The sequence below is a fragment of the Micromonospora vinacea genome (assembly GCF_015751785.1).
Classification (GTDB): domain Bacteria; phylum Actinomycetota; class Actinomycetes; order Mycobacteriales; family Micromonosporaceae; genus Micromonospora; species Micromonospora vinacea.
In genome coordinates this window covers 1,790,199-1,808,410 of sequence record NZ_JADOTY010000001.1, presented here as the reverse complement: position 1 = coordinate 1,808,410, position 18,212 = coordinate 1,790,199, and the positions used below count along the sequence as shown (strand labels likewise).

19 protein-coding genes are annotated in these 18,212 nt (G+C 71.3%); 6 read left to right on the top strand and 13 right to left on the bottom strand.

The window, feature by feature from the left end; translation table 11 throughout:
• Positions 1-80: 80 nt before the first annotated feature.
• The 7 genes from IW249_RS08740 to IW249_RS08710 all read right to left on the bottom strand — a co-directional run bounded on the left by IW249_RS08740 (position 81) and on the right by IW249_RS08710 (position 7,533).
• The gene (locus IW249_RS08740; protein ID WP_372432948.1) at positions 81-1,154 is read right to left on the bottom strand and encodes a sensor histidine kinase; all 1,074 of its coding nucleotides are present in this window, start codon (positions 1,152-1,154) and stop codon (positions 81-83) included.
• A complete protein-coding gene (locus IW249_RS08735; protein WP_196920276.1) occupies positions 1,151-1,831 on the bottom strand; it encodes a response regulator transcription factor in 681 nt (226 codons plus the stop codon). Before IW249_RS08735 ends, IW249_RS08740 begins: the two co-directional genes overlap by 4 nt.
• A gap of 226 nt (positions 1,832-2,057) precedes the next feature.
• Entirely contained in the window at positions 2,058-2,720 is a 663-nt protein-coding gene (locus IW249_RS08730; RefSeq protein WP_196920275.1) for a DUF5701 family protein, read from the bottom strand.
• Between the two features lie 66 nt (positions 2,721-2,786).
• On the bottom strand, positions 2,787-3,548 hold the full coding sequence (locus tag IW249_RS08725; protein ID WP_196924699.1) for a LytR/AlgR family response regulator transcription factor: 762 nt from the start codon (positions 3,546-3,548) through the stop codon (positions 2,787-2,789).
• A gap of 23 nt (positions 3,549-3,571) precedes the next feature.
• On the bottom strand, positions 3,572-4,798 hold the full coding sequence (locus IW249_RS08720) for a sensor histidine kinase (protein ID WP_196920274.1): 1,227 nt from the start codon (positions 4,796-4,798) through the stop codon (positions 3,572-3,574).
• 39 nt (positions 4,799-4,837) lie between these two features.
• Positions 4,838-6,409, bottom strand: a complete 1,572-nt coding sequence (locus IW249_RS08715; protein WP_196924698.1) for a sugar transferase — start codon at positions 6,407-6,409, stop codon at positions 4,838-4,840.
• Between the two features lie 263 nt (positions 6,410-6,672).
• On the bottom strand, positions 6,673-7,533 hold the full coding sequence (locus tag IW249_RS08710) for an Fpg/Nei family DNA glycosylase (RefSeq protein ID WP_196920273.1): 861 nt from the start codon (positions 7,531-7,533) through the stop codon (positions 6,673-6,675).
• Positions 7,534-7,557: 24 nt separating this feature from the next.
• Here IW249_RS08710 and IW249_RS08705 point away from each other — a divergent pair, with 24 nt between their 5' ends.
• A complete protein-coding gene (locus IW249_RS08705; RefSeq protein WP_196920272.1) occupies positions 7,558-8,826 on the top strand; it encodes a glycosyltransferase family 4 protein in 1,269 nt (422 codons plus the stop codon).
• Positions 8,827-9,174: 348 nt separating this feature from the next.
• Here IW249_RS08705 and IW249_RS08700 read toward each other — a convergent pair whose 3' ends face one another.
• From IW249_RS08700 to IW249_RS08680, 5 genes are all read right to left on the bottom strand, one after another.
• Positions 9,175-9,897, bottom strand: a complete 723-nt coding sequence (locus IW249_RS08700; protein WP_196920271.1) for a CDP-alcohol phosphatidyltransferase family protein — start codon at positions 9,895-9,897, stop codon at positions 9,175-9,177.
• Positions 9,872-10,939, bottom strand: a complete 1,068-nt coding sequence (locus IW249_RS08695; RefSeq protein ID WP_196920270.1) for an iron-containing alcohol dehydrogenase family protein — start codon at positions 10,937-10,939, stop codon at positions 9,872-9,874. Before IW249_RS08695 ends, IW249_RS08700 begins: the two co-directional genes overlap by 26 nt.
• The gene (locus IW249_RS08690) at positions 10,927-11,658 is read right to left on the bottom strand and encodes a phosphocholine cytidylyltransferase family protein (protein WP_196920269.1); all 732 of its coding nucleotides are present in this window, start codon (positions 11,656-11,658) and stop codon (positions 10,927-10,929) included. Before IW249_RS08690 ends, IW249_RS08695 begins: the two co-directional genes overlap by 13 nt.
• A 78-nt stretch (positions 11,659-11,736) precedes the next feature.
• On the bottom strand, positions 11,737-12,504 hold the full coding sequence (locus IW249_RS08685; RefSeq protein ID WP_196920268.1) for a hypothetical protein: 768 nt from the start codon (positions 12,502-12,504) through the stop codon (positions 11,737-11,739).
• A complete protein-coding gene (locus tag IW249_RS08680; RefSeq protein ID WP_196920267.1) occupies positions 12,501-12,953 on the bottom strand; it encodes an NUDIX domain-containing protein in 453 nt (150 codons plus the stop codon). The genes IW249_RS08685 and IW249_RS08680 overlap by 4 nt, the downstream gene beginning before the upstream one ends.
• Before the next feature lie 109 nt (positions 12,954-13,062).
• On the opposite strand from IW249_RS08680, the gene IW249_RS08675 reads away from it, so the two are divergent.
• The 4 genes from IW249_RS08675 (at position 13,063) to corA (ending at position 16,677) form a co-directional block, all read left to right on the top strand.
• The gene (locus IW249_RS08675; protein ID WP_030487774.1) at positions 13,063-13,455 is read left to right on the top strand and encodes a CBS domain-containing protein; all 393 of its coding nucleotides are present in this window, start codon (positions 13,063-13,065) and stop codon (positions 13,453-13,455) included.
• An 83-nt stretch (positions 13,456-13,538) separates the two neighbouring features.
• The gene (locus tag IW249_RS08670) at positions 13,539-13,997 is read left to right on the top strand and encodes an ester cyclase (protein WP_196920266.1); all 459 of its coding nucleotides are present in this window, start codon (positions 13,539-13,541) and stop codon (positions 13,995-13,997) included.
• 106 nt (positions 13,998-14,103) lie between these two features.
• Positions 14,104-15,198: an aminotransferase-like domain-containing protein gene (locus tag IW249_RS08665; protein ID WP_196920265.1), complete on the top strand. Its 1,095-nt coding sequence runs from the start codon at positions 14,104-14,106 to the stop codon at positions 15,196-15,198.
• Positions 15,199-15,522: 324 nt separating this feature from the next.
• On the top strand, positions 15,523-16,677 hold the full coding sequence (corA, locus tag IW249_RS08660) for a magnesium/cobalt transporter CorA (protein ID WP_196920264.1): 1,155 nt from the start codon (positions 15,523-15,525) through the stop codon (positions 16,675-16,677).
• 69 nt (positions 16,678-16,746) lie between these two features.
• Here corA and IW249_RS08655 read toward each other — a convergent pair whose 3' ends face one another.
• The gene (locus tag IW249_RS08655; RefSeq protein ID WP_196920263.1) at positions 16,747-17,526 is read right to left on the bottom strand and encodes a hypothetical protein; all 780 of its coding nucleotides are present in this window, start codon (positions 17,524-17,526) and stop codon (positions 16,747-16,749) included.
• 84 nt (positions 17,527-17,610) lie between these two features.
• Here IW249_RS08655 and IW249_RS08650 point away from each other — a divergent pair, with 84 nt between their 5' ends.
• Positions 17,611-18,141, top strand: coding sequence for a peptidylprolyl isomerase (locus tag IW249_RS08650; protein WP_196920262.1), 531 nt, complete (start codon positions 17,611-17,613; stop codon positions 18,139-18,141).
• Positions 18,142-18,212: the final 71 nt, after the last annotated feature.

Below are 18,212 nucleotides of genomic sequence, written 5' to 3'. Positions count from 1 at the left end.
CGGTCCGGGCCTGACGGTTGGGGCGACAGGCGCCGGCCCGGTCGGCCCGGTGGCCGGGAGTGGGGTACTGCCGGGGCTGGTCATGCGGCCTCTTCTCGGTATGGCCCGTGGCACGGGATGGTGACCTGAATGCGGCAGCCGGGCCGGTCACCCTGCTCTGGTCCGGCGGGATCGAGGACACCGATCTGACCGCCGTGGAGTTCGACGACCCACCGGGCGATGGCCAGGCCGAGCCCGGTCCCGCCTCCGGCGGACCGGTCGCCGCGGGTGAACCGCTCGAACACCCGGGAACGCTCGGAGGGCGGAATGCCCTGGCCCTCGTCGCTCACCTCGAAGCGGAGCTGGTCGCCGTGTTCCTCGGCGCTCACCCGCACCGTGCCGCCGGGTGGGCTGTGTCGCGCCGCATTGTCGAGGAGGTTCGCGAAGACCTGGTGCAGCCGCCACGGGTCCGCGTTGACAGTCAGCGGTGCCGGCAGGTCGCGGAGCTGGAAGCGGACGTCCAGGCCGGCGCCGGACGCACTGGCCGTGGCGTGCTCCACCGCCTCGTCGAGGAAGTCCCCCACGTCGATGCGTACTCGCCGCAGCGGCACCACCCCGGCGTCGAGTCGGGACAGGTCGAGCAGGTCGGCGACGAGGTGCCCGAGCCGTTCGGTCTGGGCCAACGCCGAACGCAGCGCCGCGGGTTCGGGGTCGGCCACCCCGTCCACCATGTTCTCCAGCACGCCCTGCAACGCGGTGATCGGCGTACGCAACTCGTGCGAGACGTTGGCGATCAGCTCCCGTCGACGCTGGTCGGCGGCGTGCAGGTCCTCGGCCATCTTGTTGAACGCCTGGGCCAGCTCGCCGACCTCGTCCCGGGAGGTGGCGCGCACCCGACGGGTGTAGTCGCCGCGGGCCATCGCGCCGGCGGCGGCGGTCATCTCGCGCAGCGGCGAGGTCATCCCGTGAGCGAGCACCTGCGAGGTGACCAGCGCGATGCAGATGACCGTGATCGAGGTGCCCGGTGGGAGCCAACCGATGCCGTACCAGAAGTAGCCGATGGCCACGGCCCAGGAGGCAACCAGCAGAACGCCGAGCTTCATCTTGATCGAGCGGACCGGGTCCAGCGGGCGGGGCAGCACCCGATCCAGCCAGTTCACCAGCCGGCCGGTCACGCAGGCACCTCCAGGGCGTAGCCGACCCCGTGCACGGTGCGGATGAGATCCGCACCCAGCTTGCGGCGCAGAGCCTTGATGTGGCTGTCCACGGTGCGGGTGCCGCTCCCGTCGCCCCATCCCCAGACGTCGGCGAGCAGCCGTTCCCGGGGGAGCACCGTGCGGGGTCGACCCGCGAGGTGGACCAGCAGGTCGAACTCGGTCGGGGTGAGGTGCACGTCCGCCCCGGCCCGGCGGACCCGTCGCTCGGCCTCGTTGATCTCGATGTCGCCGAGGCGGATGGCGGGCGGCGCGGGGGTGGCGGCGGCCCGCTCCATCCGACGCAGCAGGACGTGCACCCTGGCGGTGAGTTCCCGCATCGAGAACGGCTTGGTGAGGTAGTCGTCCGCGCCGACCGCCAGCCCCACGAGCAGGTCGGTCTCGTCGTCCCGGGCGGTGAGCATCAGCACCGGCACCGGCCGGTCGGCCTGGATCCGGCGGCACACCTCCAGGCCGTCGAAGCCGGGCAGCATCACGTCGAGGACGACGAGATCCGGCTGCCCGGCGTGGAACTGCGCGACCGCGCTGGGCCCGTCCGCCGCGATCTCCACGGTGAAACCCTCGGCCCGTAGTCGGGCGGCGATGGACTCGGCGATGGTCCGTTCGTCCTCGACCACCAGTACCCGGCGTTCGTTCATGGGTCCTGACTGTAGGGAGCGGCCGTGGAGATCAGTGGTTTGCGTTGTGAACAACCTGTGGAGAACCGCTCACGCCTGTGGATAACTCCGGGATCATGCCGGCTGGCGTGTGGGAACTCCGGAGGCTCGTTGTGGACAACCGACCGAGGTGTGGAAAGTCGGGCCATCCGGGTTGATGGGATGGCCCGACTTTCCGGAACCCGAGTCGATCAACGGCGGCCCGTTGTCACTCCAGGCCGATGCGCTCCGGTCGGGCCGAGGCGGAGCCGAGCCAGGTGTGCGGGTTGCCGTACCAGCACCAGCCCAGCTTGGGTGCGCCCTGGCTGATCCAGAGCGCCGGCACCCGCTTGTCGCCGCAGCGGGAGCCGATCAGCGAGAAGCACCTGTTGCTCGCCAACGCGGCCGGGTGCAGCGTGATGAAGGCGAGCCCCTCGTCGATGCTCAGCGGCAACCGGCCCTGCGCGGTGATCCCCTCCATGGCGGTGGCCGGTGCCAGGTTGCGGAACTCCTCACCCCGGTCGACGTCGAAGAGCAGGTAGGCCGGCCCGGCCGGCACCTCCAACTCCTTGATCGGGTCGAAGCGGGGCAGGTCGTCCTCGGCGTAGTTCCGGTCGACGACGCCGGGCTTGCGCTTGCCGGCGAGGGTGGTCAGCTCCACCCGTTCCGGCACCCCGATGAGGTCCCGGGTGATGACCAGCAGGAACGGCACCCGGGCGTCGGTGGGGGCGGGTAGCCCGGCGGTGCCCTCGGCCGCTCGGGCCCGCAGTGGCGCGACCAGGTTGCGGAAGGCGCTCTCGGTCAGCCCGGCGAGAGCGGGGTAGCCGAGCTGCACCAGTCGGTCGAGTTGGCTGTCGAACTCGGATTCGGCGTTGAACGGGGTCTCGGTCACGGCAGGCCTCCCGGAAGTCGTACGTACTAGCGTACAACGTACGGTAGGATTGGCTTCATTCCCGGCTCAGCGACTCCAATCCTGCTTCGCGGCCCTGACCAGCTTGTCCTTCAGCTCTCGGGTGTGCCGCCGGCTCACCGGCAACTCGGTGGAGTCGATCACCACCACGTAACCGGAGTTGACCAGCCGCAACTCCGCGATCAACTTCAACTGCACCAGGTACGAACGGTGCACCCGGACGAACCCCGCATCGGCCCAGCGCTCCGCGAGCGTGGCCAGCGAGACCCGCACCAGATGCGACCCCTCCGCGGTGTGCAACCGGGCGTAGTCACCCTGCGCCTCCACCCACCGCACCGCCGAGCGGGGCAGCATCCGGGTGGTGCCGGCCAACTCGATGGGGATGGTCGGGTCCTCCTCGGCGCGGGCCAGCGCCGCCGGGTGCGACGACACCACCCGCGAGCCGATCACCCGGCGCAGCGACTCGGCCAGCCGATCGGCGCGAACCGGTTTCCGCACGTAGTCGGTGGCGCCCAGGTCGAACGCGTCCACCGCGCCGTCGTCGTACGCGGTGACGAACACGATCGCCGGTGGCCGGGCGAAGCGGCGCAGCACCCGGGCCAGCTCCATGCCGTCCAGGCCGGGCATCCGGATGTCCAGGAAGACCACGTCCACGTCGCCGTCGCGCAGCAGCCGCAGCGCCTCGGTGGCATCCCCGGCCGTGTGCAGCCGGGCCACCCGGGGGTCGGCCCGCAGGTGGTACGCCAGCTCGTCGAGCGCGGGCGGCTCGTCGTCCACAGCGAGGACCCGCAGGAAACCGGTCGCGTTCACCGCACCCGTCGCGGTTCGCTCGCTCACGACCCTGCCCGTACGCCGGGATGGAACTTCGGGACCCGCATGCTCACCTTCGTGCCCGAGCCCAACCCGGTCTCCACGACCAGGCCGAACCGGTCCCCGAAGACCGACCGCAGCCGCTCGTCGACGTTGGAGAGGCCGACGTGCTGGCCCGTGTCGTCACCGGGGTCGCCGGCGCCGCGGGCCAGCTCGGCGATGCCGGCGGTCAGCGTGGTCGGATCCATTCCCACTCCGTCGTCCTCCACCGTGATGTGGCATTCGGCGCCCGCGTCCCGGGCCTCGATGCTCACCATGCCCGTGCCCGGCTTGCGGGACAACCCGTGGCGGACCGCGTTCTCCACCAACGGCTGGAGGCAGAGGAACGGCAGCGTCACCGGCAGCACCTCCGGAGCGATCTGCAGCCGCACCTGCAACCGGTCCCCGAACCGGGCCCGCTCGATGGTCAGGTAGCGGTCGATCGACCGCAGCTCCTCGGCCAGGGTGGTGAACTCCCCGTGCGCCCGGAACGAGTACCTGGTGAACTCCGCGAACTCCAGGATCAGCTCCCGGGCCCGCTCCGGATCGGTGCGCACGAACGAGCCGATCGCGGTCAGCGCGTTGTAGATGAAGTGCGGGCTGATCTGCGCCCGCAACGCGCGGATCTCGGCGCGGGCCAGCCGCTCCCGCGACGAGTCCAACTCGGCCAGGGCGAGCTGGTTGCCGGCCCAGTGCGCCGTCTCCAGGGTGGCCTGCACCAACCCCGGAGGCGGTGGGCTGTCGGCGACCGCCACCAGCGCGCCCACCACCCGGCCGTCCGCCCCCAGCAACGGTGCGACCACCGCCCCCCGGATCGGGCAGTCGACCCGGTCGCAGTGCAGCTCCTGCTCACCCAGCACCGTCGAGCGGCCGGAGTCCACAGTCCGCTGGGCCGCCGCGAGCAGTTGCTCCCCGTGGTGCGTGCCGCGCCCGTCGAGGGCCAGCAGCCGGTCGGCGTCGGTGAGCGCCAGCCCGACCGCGCCCACCAGCGCCCGCAGATGGCGTACGGCCTTCGTCGCGCCCGCCTCGCTCAAGCCCGCGCGCAGCGGCTCGGCGGCCAGGCCGGCGGTGTGCAGCACCTCGTAGGTGGCCCGCTGGGTGGCGGTGGCGATGCCACGGCGCGCCCGCAGCCGCAGCACCGCCAACAGGGCCGCGGTCAGCGCGGTGACGAGTGAGGCGACGCCGACCACGGCGGAGAGGTTGGCAGCCACGCAGCGATCCTCGCCCCTGCGAGCCGGCGCGCCAACCCTCTAGTACGCGCCCTTGCGGGCGAGCACCACCCCGACAGTGCGCCACAGGATGCTCAGGTCGTACGCGAGCGACCAGTTGTCGACGTAGTAGAGGTCCAGTCGGACCGACTCGTCCCAGGACAGGTCGGAGCGGCCGGAGACCTGCCACAGACCGGTCATGCCGGGGCGGACCAGCAGGCGGCGGCGTACGTCACCCAGGAAGTCACCGTCGTCGGCCGGCAGCGGGCGGGGCCCGACCAGCGACATCTCGCCCCAGAGCACGTTGATCAACTGCGGCAGTTCGTCCAGCGAGGTGGCCCGGAGGAAACGACCGACCGGGAAGACCCGGGGGTCCTCCTTCATCTTGAACAGCATGCCGTCGGTCTCGTTGCGGTCGACCAGGCTCGCCAACCGGTCCTCGGCGTTGACGTACATCGTCCGGAACTTCCACACCCGGAACGTGCGCCCCTCGTGCCCCACCCGGGGCTGGCGGAAGAAGACCGGCCCGGGATCGGAGATCCGGATCGCGACGGCGATGGCCAGGAAGAGCGGGACCAGCAGCAGCAGGCCGAGGCCGGCGGCGACCCGGTCCATCAGGTTCTTCGCCAGCAGCGCCGGCCCGGAGAGGGTCGGCTCCTCGACGTGCAGCAGCGGCAGACCCTCGATCGGCCGGATGTGCACCCGGGGGCCGGCGATGTCGGTCAGCTGCGGGGCGACCACCAGGTCGACGCCGGAGCCCTCCAACTGCCAGGCCAGCCGACGCAGCTCGCCCGGCTCCGCGCTCGCCGACCCGCAGACCGCGATGGTGTCCCCACCGACCTCACGGACCAGGGCCAGGACGTCGCGTCCGGCGTACACCGGAACCGGGGTCGGCATGCCTCGGGCAGCCGCGTACCCGTCGGTGATGTGGATGGCGACGGGCATCAGCCCGGCGGCCGGGCTGCGGGTGACCGCCGCGTAGACCTCCAGGCACTCCGGCAGGGTGCCGACCAGCACCATCCGGTGCGCGGCCTGGCCGGCCCGCCGCCGGATGTAGTGCAGCGCCCAGCGGGCCACGAAACGGCCCCACAGGATCAACAGCAGCGCGCCGAGCAGGGCCGTGCCGACCGTCCACCGGGACAGCGCGGTCTTGGTGGCGAACGCGAGGAACGAGACGCTCGCGGCGACCGTCACCGCGGCCCTGATGACCCGCTTGAACTCGTCCGGGCCGAGGCCCAGATAGCGCCGGTCGTAGGCCCGGTTGCTCCAGAGGATGACCACCCAGCCGAGCGGCAGCAGCAGGTAGGAGACGGTGTGGAACCAGGTCGGGTCCTGCTTGAGGTCGTTGAACCCGGAGGCGGCCTGGTCGAACAGCTGGATCGCGATCCAGCTGGCGAACGCCGCCGCGCCGAAGTCGAGCAGCAGCAGGATCGCCGTGTACGGGCGGTGCCAGCGGGAGACGCGGCGTCGCGCTCGGGCCCAGGCCGACCGGGGTACGCCGTTGTGGGACGGCGGCGTCGGCGGCTGGATCTCGAAGCTGTCGACGTGCCGCACGAGTCTGCTCCGGCCTTCGTTGGTTACCGGGCGCTGGAGGCTTGCCGTCACCTCACCCATGTCCTCCCGCATGACACGGGCCGCTCACTCACCGTGAAGGCCCGGTCGCCCACCGTCCCAGTCTCCCACGCGGGCTCCGACCGGTCGCCGCCCCGAAGGAGATTGGCGACTGACGGTGCTGGCAGGATCTGGCCGGCTCCGCACCATTTCAGAAGCCGGGGACCGGGCCACTATACCGATGGATGCGCGCCTGACCAGAACGGCGGACCGGAGCTTCCACTCAGTGAGGGCGATTCCGCTCCGTAGTCGTGGAGTGGAATTACTCACCGTACGAGACGGGACAACCGACGGTCAGCGAGCGGCTTTCCGCCGGTCTGGCAGGTCGGGCAGTACTGGAGGCTGGAGTCGGCGAACGACACCTCGCGCACGGTGTCCCCGCACACCGGGCAGGGCAGCCCGGTGCGGGCGTGCACCTTCAGCCCGGAGCGCTTCTCACCCTTGAGTTCCGCGGCCCGCTGACCGAGGGACCGCTCGACCGCGTCGCCGAGGACCTGTCGGGTGGCGGCGTGCAGGGTGGCGATCTGGTCGTCGGTGAGCCGATCGGTGATCGCGAACGGGGACAGCTTCGCGGCGTGCAGGATCTCGTCTGAGTACGCGTTGCCCACCCCGGACAGCACCGACTGGTCGGTCAGCACCCCCTTGACCTGCCCCCGCCGGCTCCGCAGCCGCTCGGCGAAGGTGGGCAGATCCGAGGCGAGCGCGTCCGGGCCCAGCTTGGCCACCCCGGGGACCTCCGCCAGGTCGGTGACCAGGTACGCGGCCAGCTTCTTCTGCGTGCCGGCCTCGGTGAGGTCGAAGCCGGAACCGTCATCCAGGCGTATCCGAACAGCGATCGGGCCCTTGCCGGGACGCAGCGGGGTGGTGGAGGGGAACGCCTCCCGGTAGTGCAGCCAGCCCGCCCGCGCCAAATGCACCACCAGGTGCAGGCCACCCTCGAACAGGACATCGAGGAACTTGCCGTGCCGAGTGGCGTCGACCACCGCCCGGCCGGCGACCTCAGCCGGCGCCAGCTGGTACGTCTTCAGGGCGCTGATCGCGGCGATCTCCAGCCGATCGACGCGCCGCCCCACCGCGCGCTGACGCAGGTAACCCGCGAGCGCCTCAACCTCCGGTAGTTCGGGCACGACACAACGGTAGCCTTCTTTCCCGTGAGAATCGTGGTGGCACACAACCGGTACCGGGAAGCCCAGCCCTCCGGTGAGAACACGATCGTCGACTCGGAGATCGCTCAGCTCACCGCCGCTGGCGTCGAGGTGCTGCCCTTCATCCGCAGCTCGGACGAGATCCCCTCGATGTCGAAGTCGGCGAAGGCGCTACTGCCGATCTCGCCGATCTGGGCGCCGCGCGCCCAGCACGACCTGAGCCGGCTGCTCACCGAGCACCGACCGGACGTTCTGCACCTGCACAACCCGTACCCCCTGATCTCGCCCTGGGTGGTGCGGACAGCGCACCGGCACGGCGTGCCGGTGGTACAGACGGTGCACAACTACCGGCAGGTCTGCTCGTCGGGGATCTACTTCCGCGACGGCGTGATCTGTCAGGACTGCAAGGGCCGGGCGTTGGGTGTGCCGGCGATCAAGCACCGCTGCTACCGCGACTCGACGGTGCAGAGCGCGCTGATGGCGACCACCCTGGCCGTGCACCGCGGCACCTGGCGCTCCGTGGATCGGTACATCGCGCTCACCACGGCGATCGCCGACCACCTCAGCGACTACGGCATTCCGGACGAACGCATCGTGGTGAAGCCGAACTCCGTACCCGACCCGGGCCGGCCGGCGCCGCTCGGTGACGGGTTCCTCTACATGGCCCGGCTCTCCCCCGAGAAGGGCGTCGACCTGCTGCTGGACGCCTGGCGCCGGCACCCGGTGGGTGCGTTGGGCACGCTGCGGGTGGCCGGCGACGGCGAGCTGCGCCACCTCGTGGAGGCAGCCGCCGCCGAGCGACCCGACGTGGTCTACCTCGGCCAGCTCGACCGGGCCGGTGTGCAGGCAGCGGTCGAGGCGAGCGCTGTGGTGATCGTCGCCGCGATGTGGCACGACGTGCTGCCCACCGTGATCATCGAGGCGTTGGCGAACGGCCGGCCGGTGCTCGGTACGGCGTTGGGCGGCATTCCGTACCTGGTCGGTGCCGACGCCCCGCACGAGCCCGCCGGCACCGGGCCCGCCGAGAACGCCTCCGCGGTGGCCGGGGGCGGCGGGTCACCCATGCCGGCGGGGATCGCCCTGGGCGAGGCCGGTTGGGTGGTCGCCCCGGAGCCCGCCGCGCTCGCGGCAGCACTGCCGGTCGCCCGCGCCGGTGCGTCCGGGCTGACACTGGCCGCCCGCGCCCGCTACGAGCGCATCTTCCACCCCGACGTGGTCACCAAGCAGCTCATCGACATCTACGCAGGCCTGGCCCGAACCCCCAACCACGTCTGAACCCCGCACCGCCCGCCCCACCTCGCCTTGGCCGGGACGGCTCGGCCCCGCCCTGCCCTGCATGATCGCGCTCGATCCAGGATGTAGTCCCCTCCGGCTGCTCCGAGGCCACTACATCCTGGATCGAGTGCGATCTTGTCGGCGGACGCCGCCACGCCGCCACGCCGCCGCCCCTCCGCGCGGCGCTGCGGATGGGCCAGGCGGATCTGCCCGCAAGATCCGCGCAACATCAGGGATGTTGGGGTCTCCCGCCGGTCGGAGGCAGCAACTTCGGGGAAGTTGGATGGATCTTGCGGGCGGGCGGCGGGCAGGTGAGGATCTTGCGGACGGGCGACGCGCGGGTGAGGGTCAGCGCAGGGAGGCGCTGGCGGAGAAGGCGATGCTGGCCAGCAGGAAGCCACCGTTGACGATGGTGAAGGCGACCATCACCCAGAGGACCAGCGCGGGGGCCACGGCGAGCACCAGCGCGGCCACGAACACCACAGCGCCGTAGTCGCGGACCAGCTTCACCAGGCGCACCGGCAGCGAGGTCGAGGTGACCATGCTGGCCGCGTTCGGGCCGGCCTGCATCACCGACGTCACCAGGTTGACCATCCAGGTGCCCGCGAAGGTCGCCACGAGCCAGGTCGGCGTGGCCGGCTCCTGGGCCACGGCGGTGGCGGCCAGGGCGGCCACCAGGGCGATCTGCGCGGCCACGTCGCAGAGCACGTCGACGCGGGCCCCGGCGGCGCTGCCCTGGCCGGTCACCCGGGCCAGCTGCCCGTCGGCGCAGTCCAGGGAGTACGCCACCTGCCAGCCGATGAGGGCGAGCAGGCCGACCACCCAGGCAGGTACGTCCCCGGCGGCGACCGGGCCGGCGAGCGCCACAACGGTGACCGAGGTGGCCAGCCCGAGCACCAGGTTGGTGATGGTCAACGCGGTCGGTCGAAGCCCGAGCCGCTGGGCGACGAGCGCGAAGACGGCCCCCAGCCACTGGCTGATCGACTCGCTGAACAGGCCGCCGCCCCGGTTCACCCGGTGGAAGTCGGCGACGGTGGGACGGGGGTCAGCCAAGCTGGTCGCGGATTGCACCGGCGTAGTCTGCCAGCCGCTCCCGGGTCTCGGTAGGCGACAGTGCCAGGTGTTCGAGGATGGTGTACCGGTCCGGCCGGGTACGCGGCGCGAACTGCACCGCCTCGATGAACTGGTCGTCGGTGAGCGCCACCTCGGCGGGGAGCCGGGGCAGACCGTGCCGGGCCAGGCAGGCCGACATCTCCCCGAAGCGGCGGAGGTCTCCGCGCAGCCAGGTGCAGAACAGCGCGCCCAGCCCGGCCAGCTCACCGTGTGAGGCGGTGCCGGGGAAGAGCGCGTCGACCGCGTGCATGATCTCGTGGCAGCCGCCGCTGCACGGACGGCTGGTGCCGTCGACAGCCATCGCCAGGCCGCTGGAGATCAACGCCTCGGCGAGGACGATCACGAAGGCGTCGTCGCTCATGTCGCCGGGGTGGTTGAGCACCGCCTCGGCGCCCGCCCGCGACAGCGAGGCGGCCAGCCCGTCGACCGGCTCACCGCGTGCCTGCCGGGACAGCTCCCAGTCGGCCAGCGCGCTGATGTTGCTGATCACGTCGCCGATACCGGCCCGGTTGTGCCGGTCCGGGCCGCTCTCCACGAAGTCCAGGTCGACGATCACCCCGATCGGGATGTGTACGCCGTAGGAGCCCTTGATCCCGTCGGTGATCAGGCTGGCCACCGGGGAGGCGATCCCGTCGTTGGCGAGGCTGGTCGCCACCGACACCATCGGCAGCCCTCGGCGGGTCGCCGCGTACTTGGCCACGTCGATGGTCTTGCCGCCGCCGATGCCGACCACCGCGTCGTACGACCGGGCGCGGAGTTTGCCGCCCAGGTCGTCGGCGGCGTCCAGCGTCCCGCCGGAGACGGTGAAGACGTCCGCGGAGCGCAGCGACGGTCGGATCAGCTCCGCGATCTGGGCGCCCTGACCCGGGCCGACCACCACCGCGACGTCACCCCCGGAGGAGATCCGCCCGTCGGCCAGGATCGCCCCCAGGTCGGCGACCGCCCCGCGTCGCACGTCGATGTGCAGCGGGGTGAGGACGCTCCGGGCTAGTAGAGGCACGCGATCTCCCGCGCCCGGGCCAGGTCGGCGTGGTTGTCGACCTCGACCCAGGGGACGTCACCGATCGGCGCCGCCCGCACCTCCCCGCCCCGGTCGGAGAACTCCTGGTAGCCGTCCTCGTAGTAGAGGTTCGGGTCCCGTTGCCAGGTCGCCTCCAGCGCGTCGGCGAGGGCGTCGGCGACCTGCGGCTCGATCAGGGTGGCGCCGATGTACTCCCCGTACGCCTCGCCCGGGTCCATGATCTTGGTGATCCGGGTGAGCTGGCCGGCAGCGTCGAAGGTGGTCTTCATTTCCTCCTCGGCCAGCGGCTTGAGGGTGTCCACGGCGAGCAGGATGCCCGGGCCACGCTCGGCGAGCAGGGTCTTCTCCACGCTCACCGGGTGCACGGTGTCCCCGTTGACCAGCAGCACCCCGCGTGCGAAGTACTCCCGGGCGAGCCAGAGCGAGTAGGCGTTGTTCCACTCCTCGGCCTTGTCGTTGTGCACCAGGGTGAGCGTGACCCCGTACCGCTTCTCCAGGTCTGCCTGCCGCTCGCGGACCGCGTCCGCCGCGTAGCCGACGACGATCACGATGTCGGTGAGCCCGACCTCGGCGAGGTTGCCCAGCGCGATGTCCAGGATCGTCGTCTCGCCGTCCACCGGCACCAACGCCTTGGGCAGGGTGTCGGTGTACGGGCGCAGCCGTCGTCCCGCTCCGGCCGCGAGCACCATTCCGATCATCGCGACATCCTCCCTAGTCCTGCTCCCGTCACCGCTGGAGGATAGCGCCGGCTTGGTGCGCCGCTCCGGCCAACCGGGTCAGCCGGGCAGGGCCGCCAGGTCGGCAAGCATGCTCAGGCGCTCCTCGGCGCTGAGCACGGCGTACGGTTCGGCGGCCCGCCGGTCGGTCTCCAACTCGATGGCGAGCCGTTCGGGACCGGTCGGCAGGGCGGCGATGCTCGACGCGGTGTGCCCGGCGGCAGTCCAGGCGGCGGCGTGCGCGTCGGCCCGGTGGTGGCGCAGCGTGCCGAGCCGGTTGAGCAGGAGCACGCCCGACGGGGTGCCGTCCGGTTCGTACGGGGGCGCCAGCGCGGCGAAGGCCGAGCCGCCCCGGTCCTCCTCCTCGTCGGCCAACACGAGGGCGTACGACAGCAGTCGGCCGAGCAGGGCGACCAGCCGGGCCACCCGGTCGTCGTGCCCGGCCCACAGTTCCTCGGTGACCTCGGCGTGCACCTGGTACAGCTCGGCGAGGAAGGCGCCGCCCCGCTCGGTGGCGGAGAGGGCGCCGTCCGGGCCGCGGTAGATCATCCCGTGCGCCACCTGCTTGTCCACTGTCCGCCGGCAGACGACCGGGTCCTGGTAGCGGGTGATCGCCGCGAACCCGGGCCCGTCGACAGTGCCACCGGGTGCGGCCAGCCGGGTGCGCAGGTCGACCAGGAAGCCGGTGGCCGTCACTCCGCCGTAACGCTGGGACAGTTCGGCGCCACCGCCGTCCCGGCCGGCCAGCATGCCGGCGCGGAAGGTCCGGTCCACGGCCGGCGCGAGCAGCCCGGCGATCCGGTGCGGCGCCAGTTCGATGGTGTTCACAGACCGATCGACCGCAGGACGGCGAAGCCCTCCTCCGCGATCCGTCGGATCAGCCCGTCGTTGACGTCGCGGTGCTCGTCGAGCACTGTCACGTCGTGCTCCGCCAGCCAGCGGTACTCGGTGTGCTTGCCGGCCTCCAGGGTGGGGCGGTCGAGGTCACCGTCGACGCGGACCAGGAAGTCGTACTCGGTCCGGGCCAGGCCGTCGTCGCCGACGTAGCTGTACTCGCCCACCTGGCCCAGGACGTGGGAGAGGACCCAGCCGGTCTCCTCGGTGATCTCCCGGCGTAGCGCCTCGTCGATGTCCTCGCCGGGCTCCACGTGGCCGCCCACGATGTCCCAGCAGTTGGGAAACAGGCGTCGGTGTGGTGAGCGGCGCTGAAAGAAGATGCGGCCGTCATGGTCGACGATCAGCGCGCCGGCGCAGCGCAGGGGCTCGGTGGACACCATCCGACAGTAGCCAGCGGCCGCAGCTTGTGCGATGCCGCTCTTGTCCTGGAAACATCCACCGACCACCATGTCCGTACCGAATGCCACCGTCCCAAAGGGGTGATGTGTGATGCAGGTACGGGATGCGATGTCCAGCCAGGTCCTCGTCGTCGGTCCGGAGCACACGCTCCGCCAGGCGGCCCGGATGATGTCGGCCCGCGGTGTCGGGTCGGCGGTCGTGATCGACCCGGATTCCGAGGGCGTGGGGATCATGACCGAACGCGACGTGTTGAAGGCCATCGGCGCTGGCCTGGACTGCGACGTGGAACGCACCGGCGCTCACCTGACCTGGGACGTGGTCTACGCCGGGCCGGAGTGGACGGTGGCCGAGGCCGCCGCCGCGATGGCCCGGGGCGGGTTCCGGCACCTGGTGGTGCTCGACGGCCGGGAGGTGGCCGGCGTGATCTCCGTCCGGGACATCATGCGGGTCTGGTCGGAGAGCCAGGCGGTCGCCACGACCTGACCGGGGGTGGTGTACCGGGCCGGATCGATGGGTAGGCATCCCTTGCGGGCGCGGAGATGCCGTGGCCCGTTGGGGAGGTCCCGATGCGCGACGCGGAGCGGCTGGTCGAGATGCAGTACGCCATGCTCCTGCGTCGGGACGTGGCCCGGCTGCCGGATCTCTACGCCCCGGAGGCGTTCTACGCCATGCCGGGCGTGACGGTCCGGCCGATCGAGCTGCCCGCGCTGCTGCGCACCTGGACCGGCGCCTTCGGAGACCTGCGGGTCGACCCGATGGGCGCGGTCCGCACGGGTGGTGGCGCCGCAGTCGAGCTGCGGCTGACCGGCACCCACACCGGCACCCTGCATTCGCCGTACGGCACAGTGGCGCCAACCGGCCGCCTGGTGAGCTGGGAGGTGGCCGACGTGGTCCGGGCCCGCAAGGGCCGGATCACCGCCTGGCGTTCCTACTTCGACTGGAGCCAGCTCCTCGACGCGCTCGGCGTGCAGCTGGAGGGACTTTCCCGGGCCGCGCAGCACGACGCGCTCGCCCTTCCGGTCTGATCTGCCGCCGACCGGTGGAGTGCTGTCACCCGACCCGGTGGCTCAGGATGCGGACATCGCCGTGCCGACCGCGCGTTCCCCACCGCCGCCCGTACGCTCAACATCCATGACCGCCGAGCAGTTGATCTCCTTTGCCCGTGGGGCTCCCTCGCTGGACATCGTCGATGTCGAGGGGCTCAAGGCCGCCGCCGTCCGCGCCTTCGACGCCGACCCCGCGGGGGTGACGGCGTACGGCACCTCCGTCGGGTACCTTCCGCTGCGAAAGTGGATCGCCGAGAAGCACGGGGTCGAGGCCGACCAGGTGCTGGTCACCAACGGGTCGCTCCAGGCCGACGCGTTCCTCTTCGACCACCTGGTCCGCCCCGGCGACGCGGTGGTGGTGGAACGCCCGACGTACGACCGGACGCTGCTCAACCTCCAGCGGATGGGCAGCGAGCTGCACGGCGTCGCGGTCCAGCCGGATGGCCTGGACACTGCCGAGCTGCGCAAGCTGCTGGAGTCCGGGGTCCGACCCCGGCTCGCGCACGTCATTCCGAACTACCAGAACCCGGCCGGCATGACGCTCTCCCTGGAGAAGCGCCGGGAGCTGCTCGACCTGGCCGCCGAGTACGAGTTCACGATCTTCGAGGACGACCCGTACGCGGATGTCCGCTTCCGGGGCGAGGCGCTGCCGTCGATGCTCTCGCTGGACACCCGCAACGTGGTGGTGCACGCGTCGAGCTTCACCAAGACGGTCTGCCCGGGTGTGCGGGTCGGTTACCTGGTCGGCCCGGCGGACCTGATCGCCTCCATCGCGAAGAACGCGACGAGTCTCTACATCTCTCCGGGGATGGTGTCCCAGGCGATCGTGCACCAGTTCTGCGTCTCCGGTGACATCGACCGCTCGATCGAGACGGTCCGGGCGGCGCTGGGTGAGCGGTCGCAGGTGCTCGCCGAGTCGTTGCGCCGGCACCTGCCGCAGGCGCGGTTCGTAGAGCCCGACGGTGGTTACTTCCTCTGGGTGGAGTTCCCCGAGGACGTGCTCGTCGACCGGCTCGCCCCGGCGGCGGCCGAACGCGGGGTCGCCGTGGTCAAGGGCAGCGACTTCATGCTGGACGGCGGGCGGCACGCGCTCCGACTGGCTTTCTCGGCGGTGACCGCCGACAAGATCGACGAGGGTGTCCGGCGGCTCGCGGAGGCCGTCGAGGCCGTCCGCAGCTGATTTAACTGTCGGGTTCCTGACAGAACGACGATGCCGGCCGTCCCGGGGCTCCCCTCCGGGCGGCCGGCTGGCCCACAATGCTGCGAGCGTCACCCCGTCGGCTGCGGAGTTCACCGCCCGGCCTCCGGGCCGGCCCCGCCCGGGTTGACGCGGCAGCACAACCTCCCGCCCCCACAGGTGCCGGGTGGGCCGTGTCGTTCCCCGCACACCCCCCGATGCGGCCCGGCCCGCCCGGCGCCGCCCCCCACGCGACCGCCGTCACACCGGTCCTCGACCGCAGTCGGCGTAGCCTGCAAGCCGCAGCTGAGCGCGGGAGGTGACGCGATGACGGATCGGACAGAGCGGGACCGGACGGCACCGTCGACCACCGGTCGGGTGTTGCGACCTCGGGCGTGGCCTTCCCCGGTCCGGGCGATGACCCGGATCCTCAACGCCGACGGCTCGCCGCCCGTCCCGGCCCCGGCGGGCACGGGCACCGGCCGCAGCGCGGTGGTCGACTGCGCGCTCTACGTCGACGGCAAGCGGCAGCCCGGCGACTGGACGTACGCGGAGGCGCTGGCCGCCGCCCGCCGCGAGGAGCACGGCTTCGTCTGGATCGGCCTGCACCAGCCGGAGCTGGCCGAGATGACCGCCATCGCGGAGACGTACGGCCTGCACGAACTGGCGGTCGAGGACGCGGTCAAGGCCGAGCAGCGCCCCAAGCTGGAGCGGTTCGGCGACGTCGTCTTCCTGGTGCTGCGCACCGCCCGTTACTGCGAGCACACCGAGCTGACCGAGAACTCCGAGGTGGTGGAGACCGGGCAGGTGATGCTCTTCATCGGCCCGAACTTCGTGATCAGCGTCCGGCACGGTGATGCCTGCCGGCTCGCCCCGATCCGCGCCGACCTGGAGACCAAGCAGGAGTTGCTGCTGCACGGCCCGTGGGCGGTGGCGTACGGGGTGACCGACCGGGTGGTCGACCTCTATCTGGAGGTGGCCGACCAGATCGAGGACGACCTGGACATGCTGGAGGCGGAGGTCTTCGACAGGCACGGCCACGGGCGGATCCAGCGGATCTACCAGATGAAGCGGGAACTGGTGGAGTTCAAGCGGGCCGTGGTGCCCTTGCAACGGCCGCTGATGACGCTGACCTCCCAGGTCAACCGGGACGTGCCCAAGGAGATCCGCAAGTACTTCCGGGACGTGCAGGACCACCTGAGCCGCACCGTGGAGCAGGTGAACTCCTACGACGACCTGCTGAACTCGATCCTCCAGGCGCGGCTGGCCCAGGTCACCGTCGACCAGAACAACGACATGCGCAAGATCGCCGCCTGGGCCGGCATCGCCGCGGTCTGGACCGCCATCGCCGGCATCTACGGGATGAACTTCGAGAACATGCCCGAGCTGAAGATGACGTACGGCTATCCGGTGGTGCTGGCCCTCATGCTCGGCGTCTCACTGGCCCTCTACCGCTGGTTCCGCCGCAACGGCTGGCTCTGACCGCTCACGCGGAAGCGCCGACGAGCGGGGTCAACCCACTCGTCGGCGCCCGATGCGCTGCTGCTGACCTCAGCGGCGGCCGTTGGTGCGGGCCGTGTCCTTGCCCAGCGCCTTGGTGAGGTCGTCGGTCGGCCGGCCGGAGACGTCGGTGGCACCCTCGGCGACCGACGGGACCTTGTCGGTTGGGCGGACACCGGTCTGCTTGGCCGGGGCGGTGGTGCTGGCGCTGGAGCCGCTGGCTACCGCCGAGCTGCCCGCGCCGGTCATCCCCGCCGCGCCGGACATGGCGGAACCGTCGGACCCCCGGGCGGCGGACGGCGTACGCACCTCGATCGAGTCGACCTCGTCGCGCATCGGCTCCAGGGTGCTGCGGGTCGGGTCGTACTCGGCCCATTCCTGCTGCTCCCGGCGGCGACGCAGCGCCACCGCGCCGGCCAGGCCGGCGATGGCACCCGCCGCCAACAGGCCGGTCATCATCGAGCCGCGACGACGCGGCTGCTTCTTCTTACCGGTGATCCGCATGGTCTTCGACTTGGCCTTCCTGGTCAGCGGCCCTGCCTGCGCGGCGCCATCACGAGCAGCCGCCGCCAGTGGTGCCAGCGTGGTGAGAGTCGTCCCCCAGCCGGTCGACGCGCGGTCGCGTACCTTCGCGGCGGTCGGTCCGACGTAGCCCCGGGCCACCTGGACCCGCGGGCCGACGGTGGCGCCAGCGCCCTTCGCGGCGTGGTTGGCTGCCAGCATCAGGTGGCTGATGCTCTGGTTCAGTTCGGCCTTGGCCAACTGCCCCTGGGACTTACGCCGCCCGAATCCAAACACGGTCCTACCTCCTGGGAGTTGTTCCTTCGTCATCCTCCACCTTCGGATGCCTCCGCGATGCCAGATCGGGCACATGGGAGGATCCGCATGGAACTGACCAACGAGTGAGGAGTACCCGTGGCCGAGGCTGTCTACGCCACCCTGCACACCAACGCTGGCCCAATCCGGCTGGAGCTCTTCCCCAACCACGCGCCGAAGACCGTCCGTAACTTCGTCGACCTGGCCGAGGGCAACCGTGAGTACACCGACCCGCGCACCGGTCAGCCGGGCAGTGGTCCGTACTACGACGGCACCATCTCGCACCGCGTGATCAGCGGTTTCATGGTCCAGATGGGCGACCCGACGGGCACCGGTCGGGGCGGACCGGGCTACAAGTTCGCCGACGAGTTCCACCCGGAGCTGCGGTTCGACCGTCCGTACCTGCTGGCGATGGCGAACGCCGGACCGGGCACCAACGGTTCGCAGTTCTTCATCACCGTGTCCCCGACGCCGCACCTCAACAACCGGCACACCATCTTCGGCCAGGTCGCCGACGAGGAGTCGGTGAAGGTCGTGGACTCGATCGCGAACACCCCGACCGGTCCGAGCGACCGTCCGCTCCAGGACGTCGTCATCGAGCGGGTCGAGATCGAGCGGTCCGGTTCCTGAGCGACCGGCGAGGTACCTTTGCTCGCATGATTGAGCGCTCCGGAGCACGGCCGGTGCCGGTGGACCGCGCG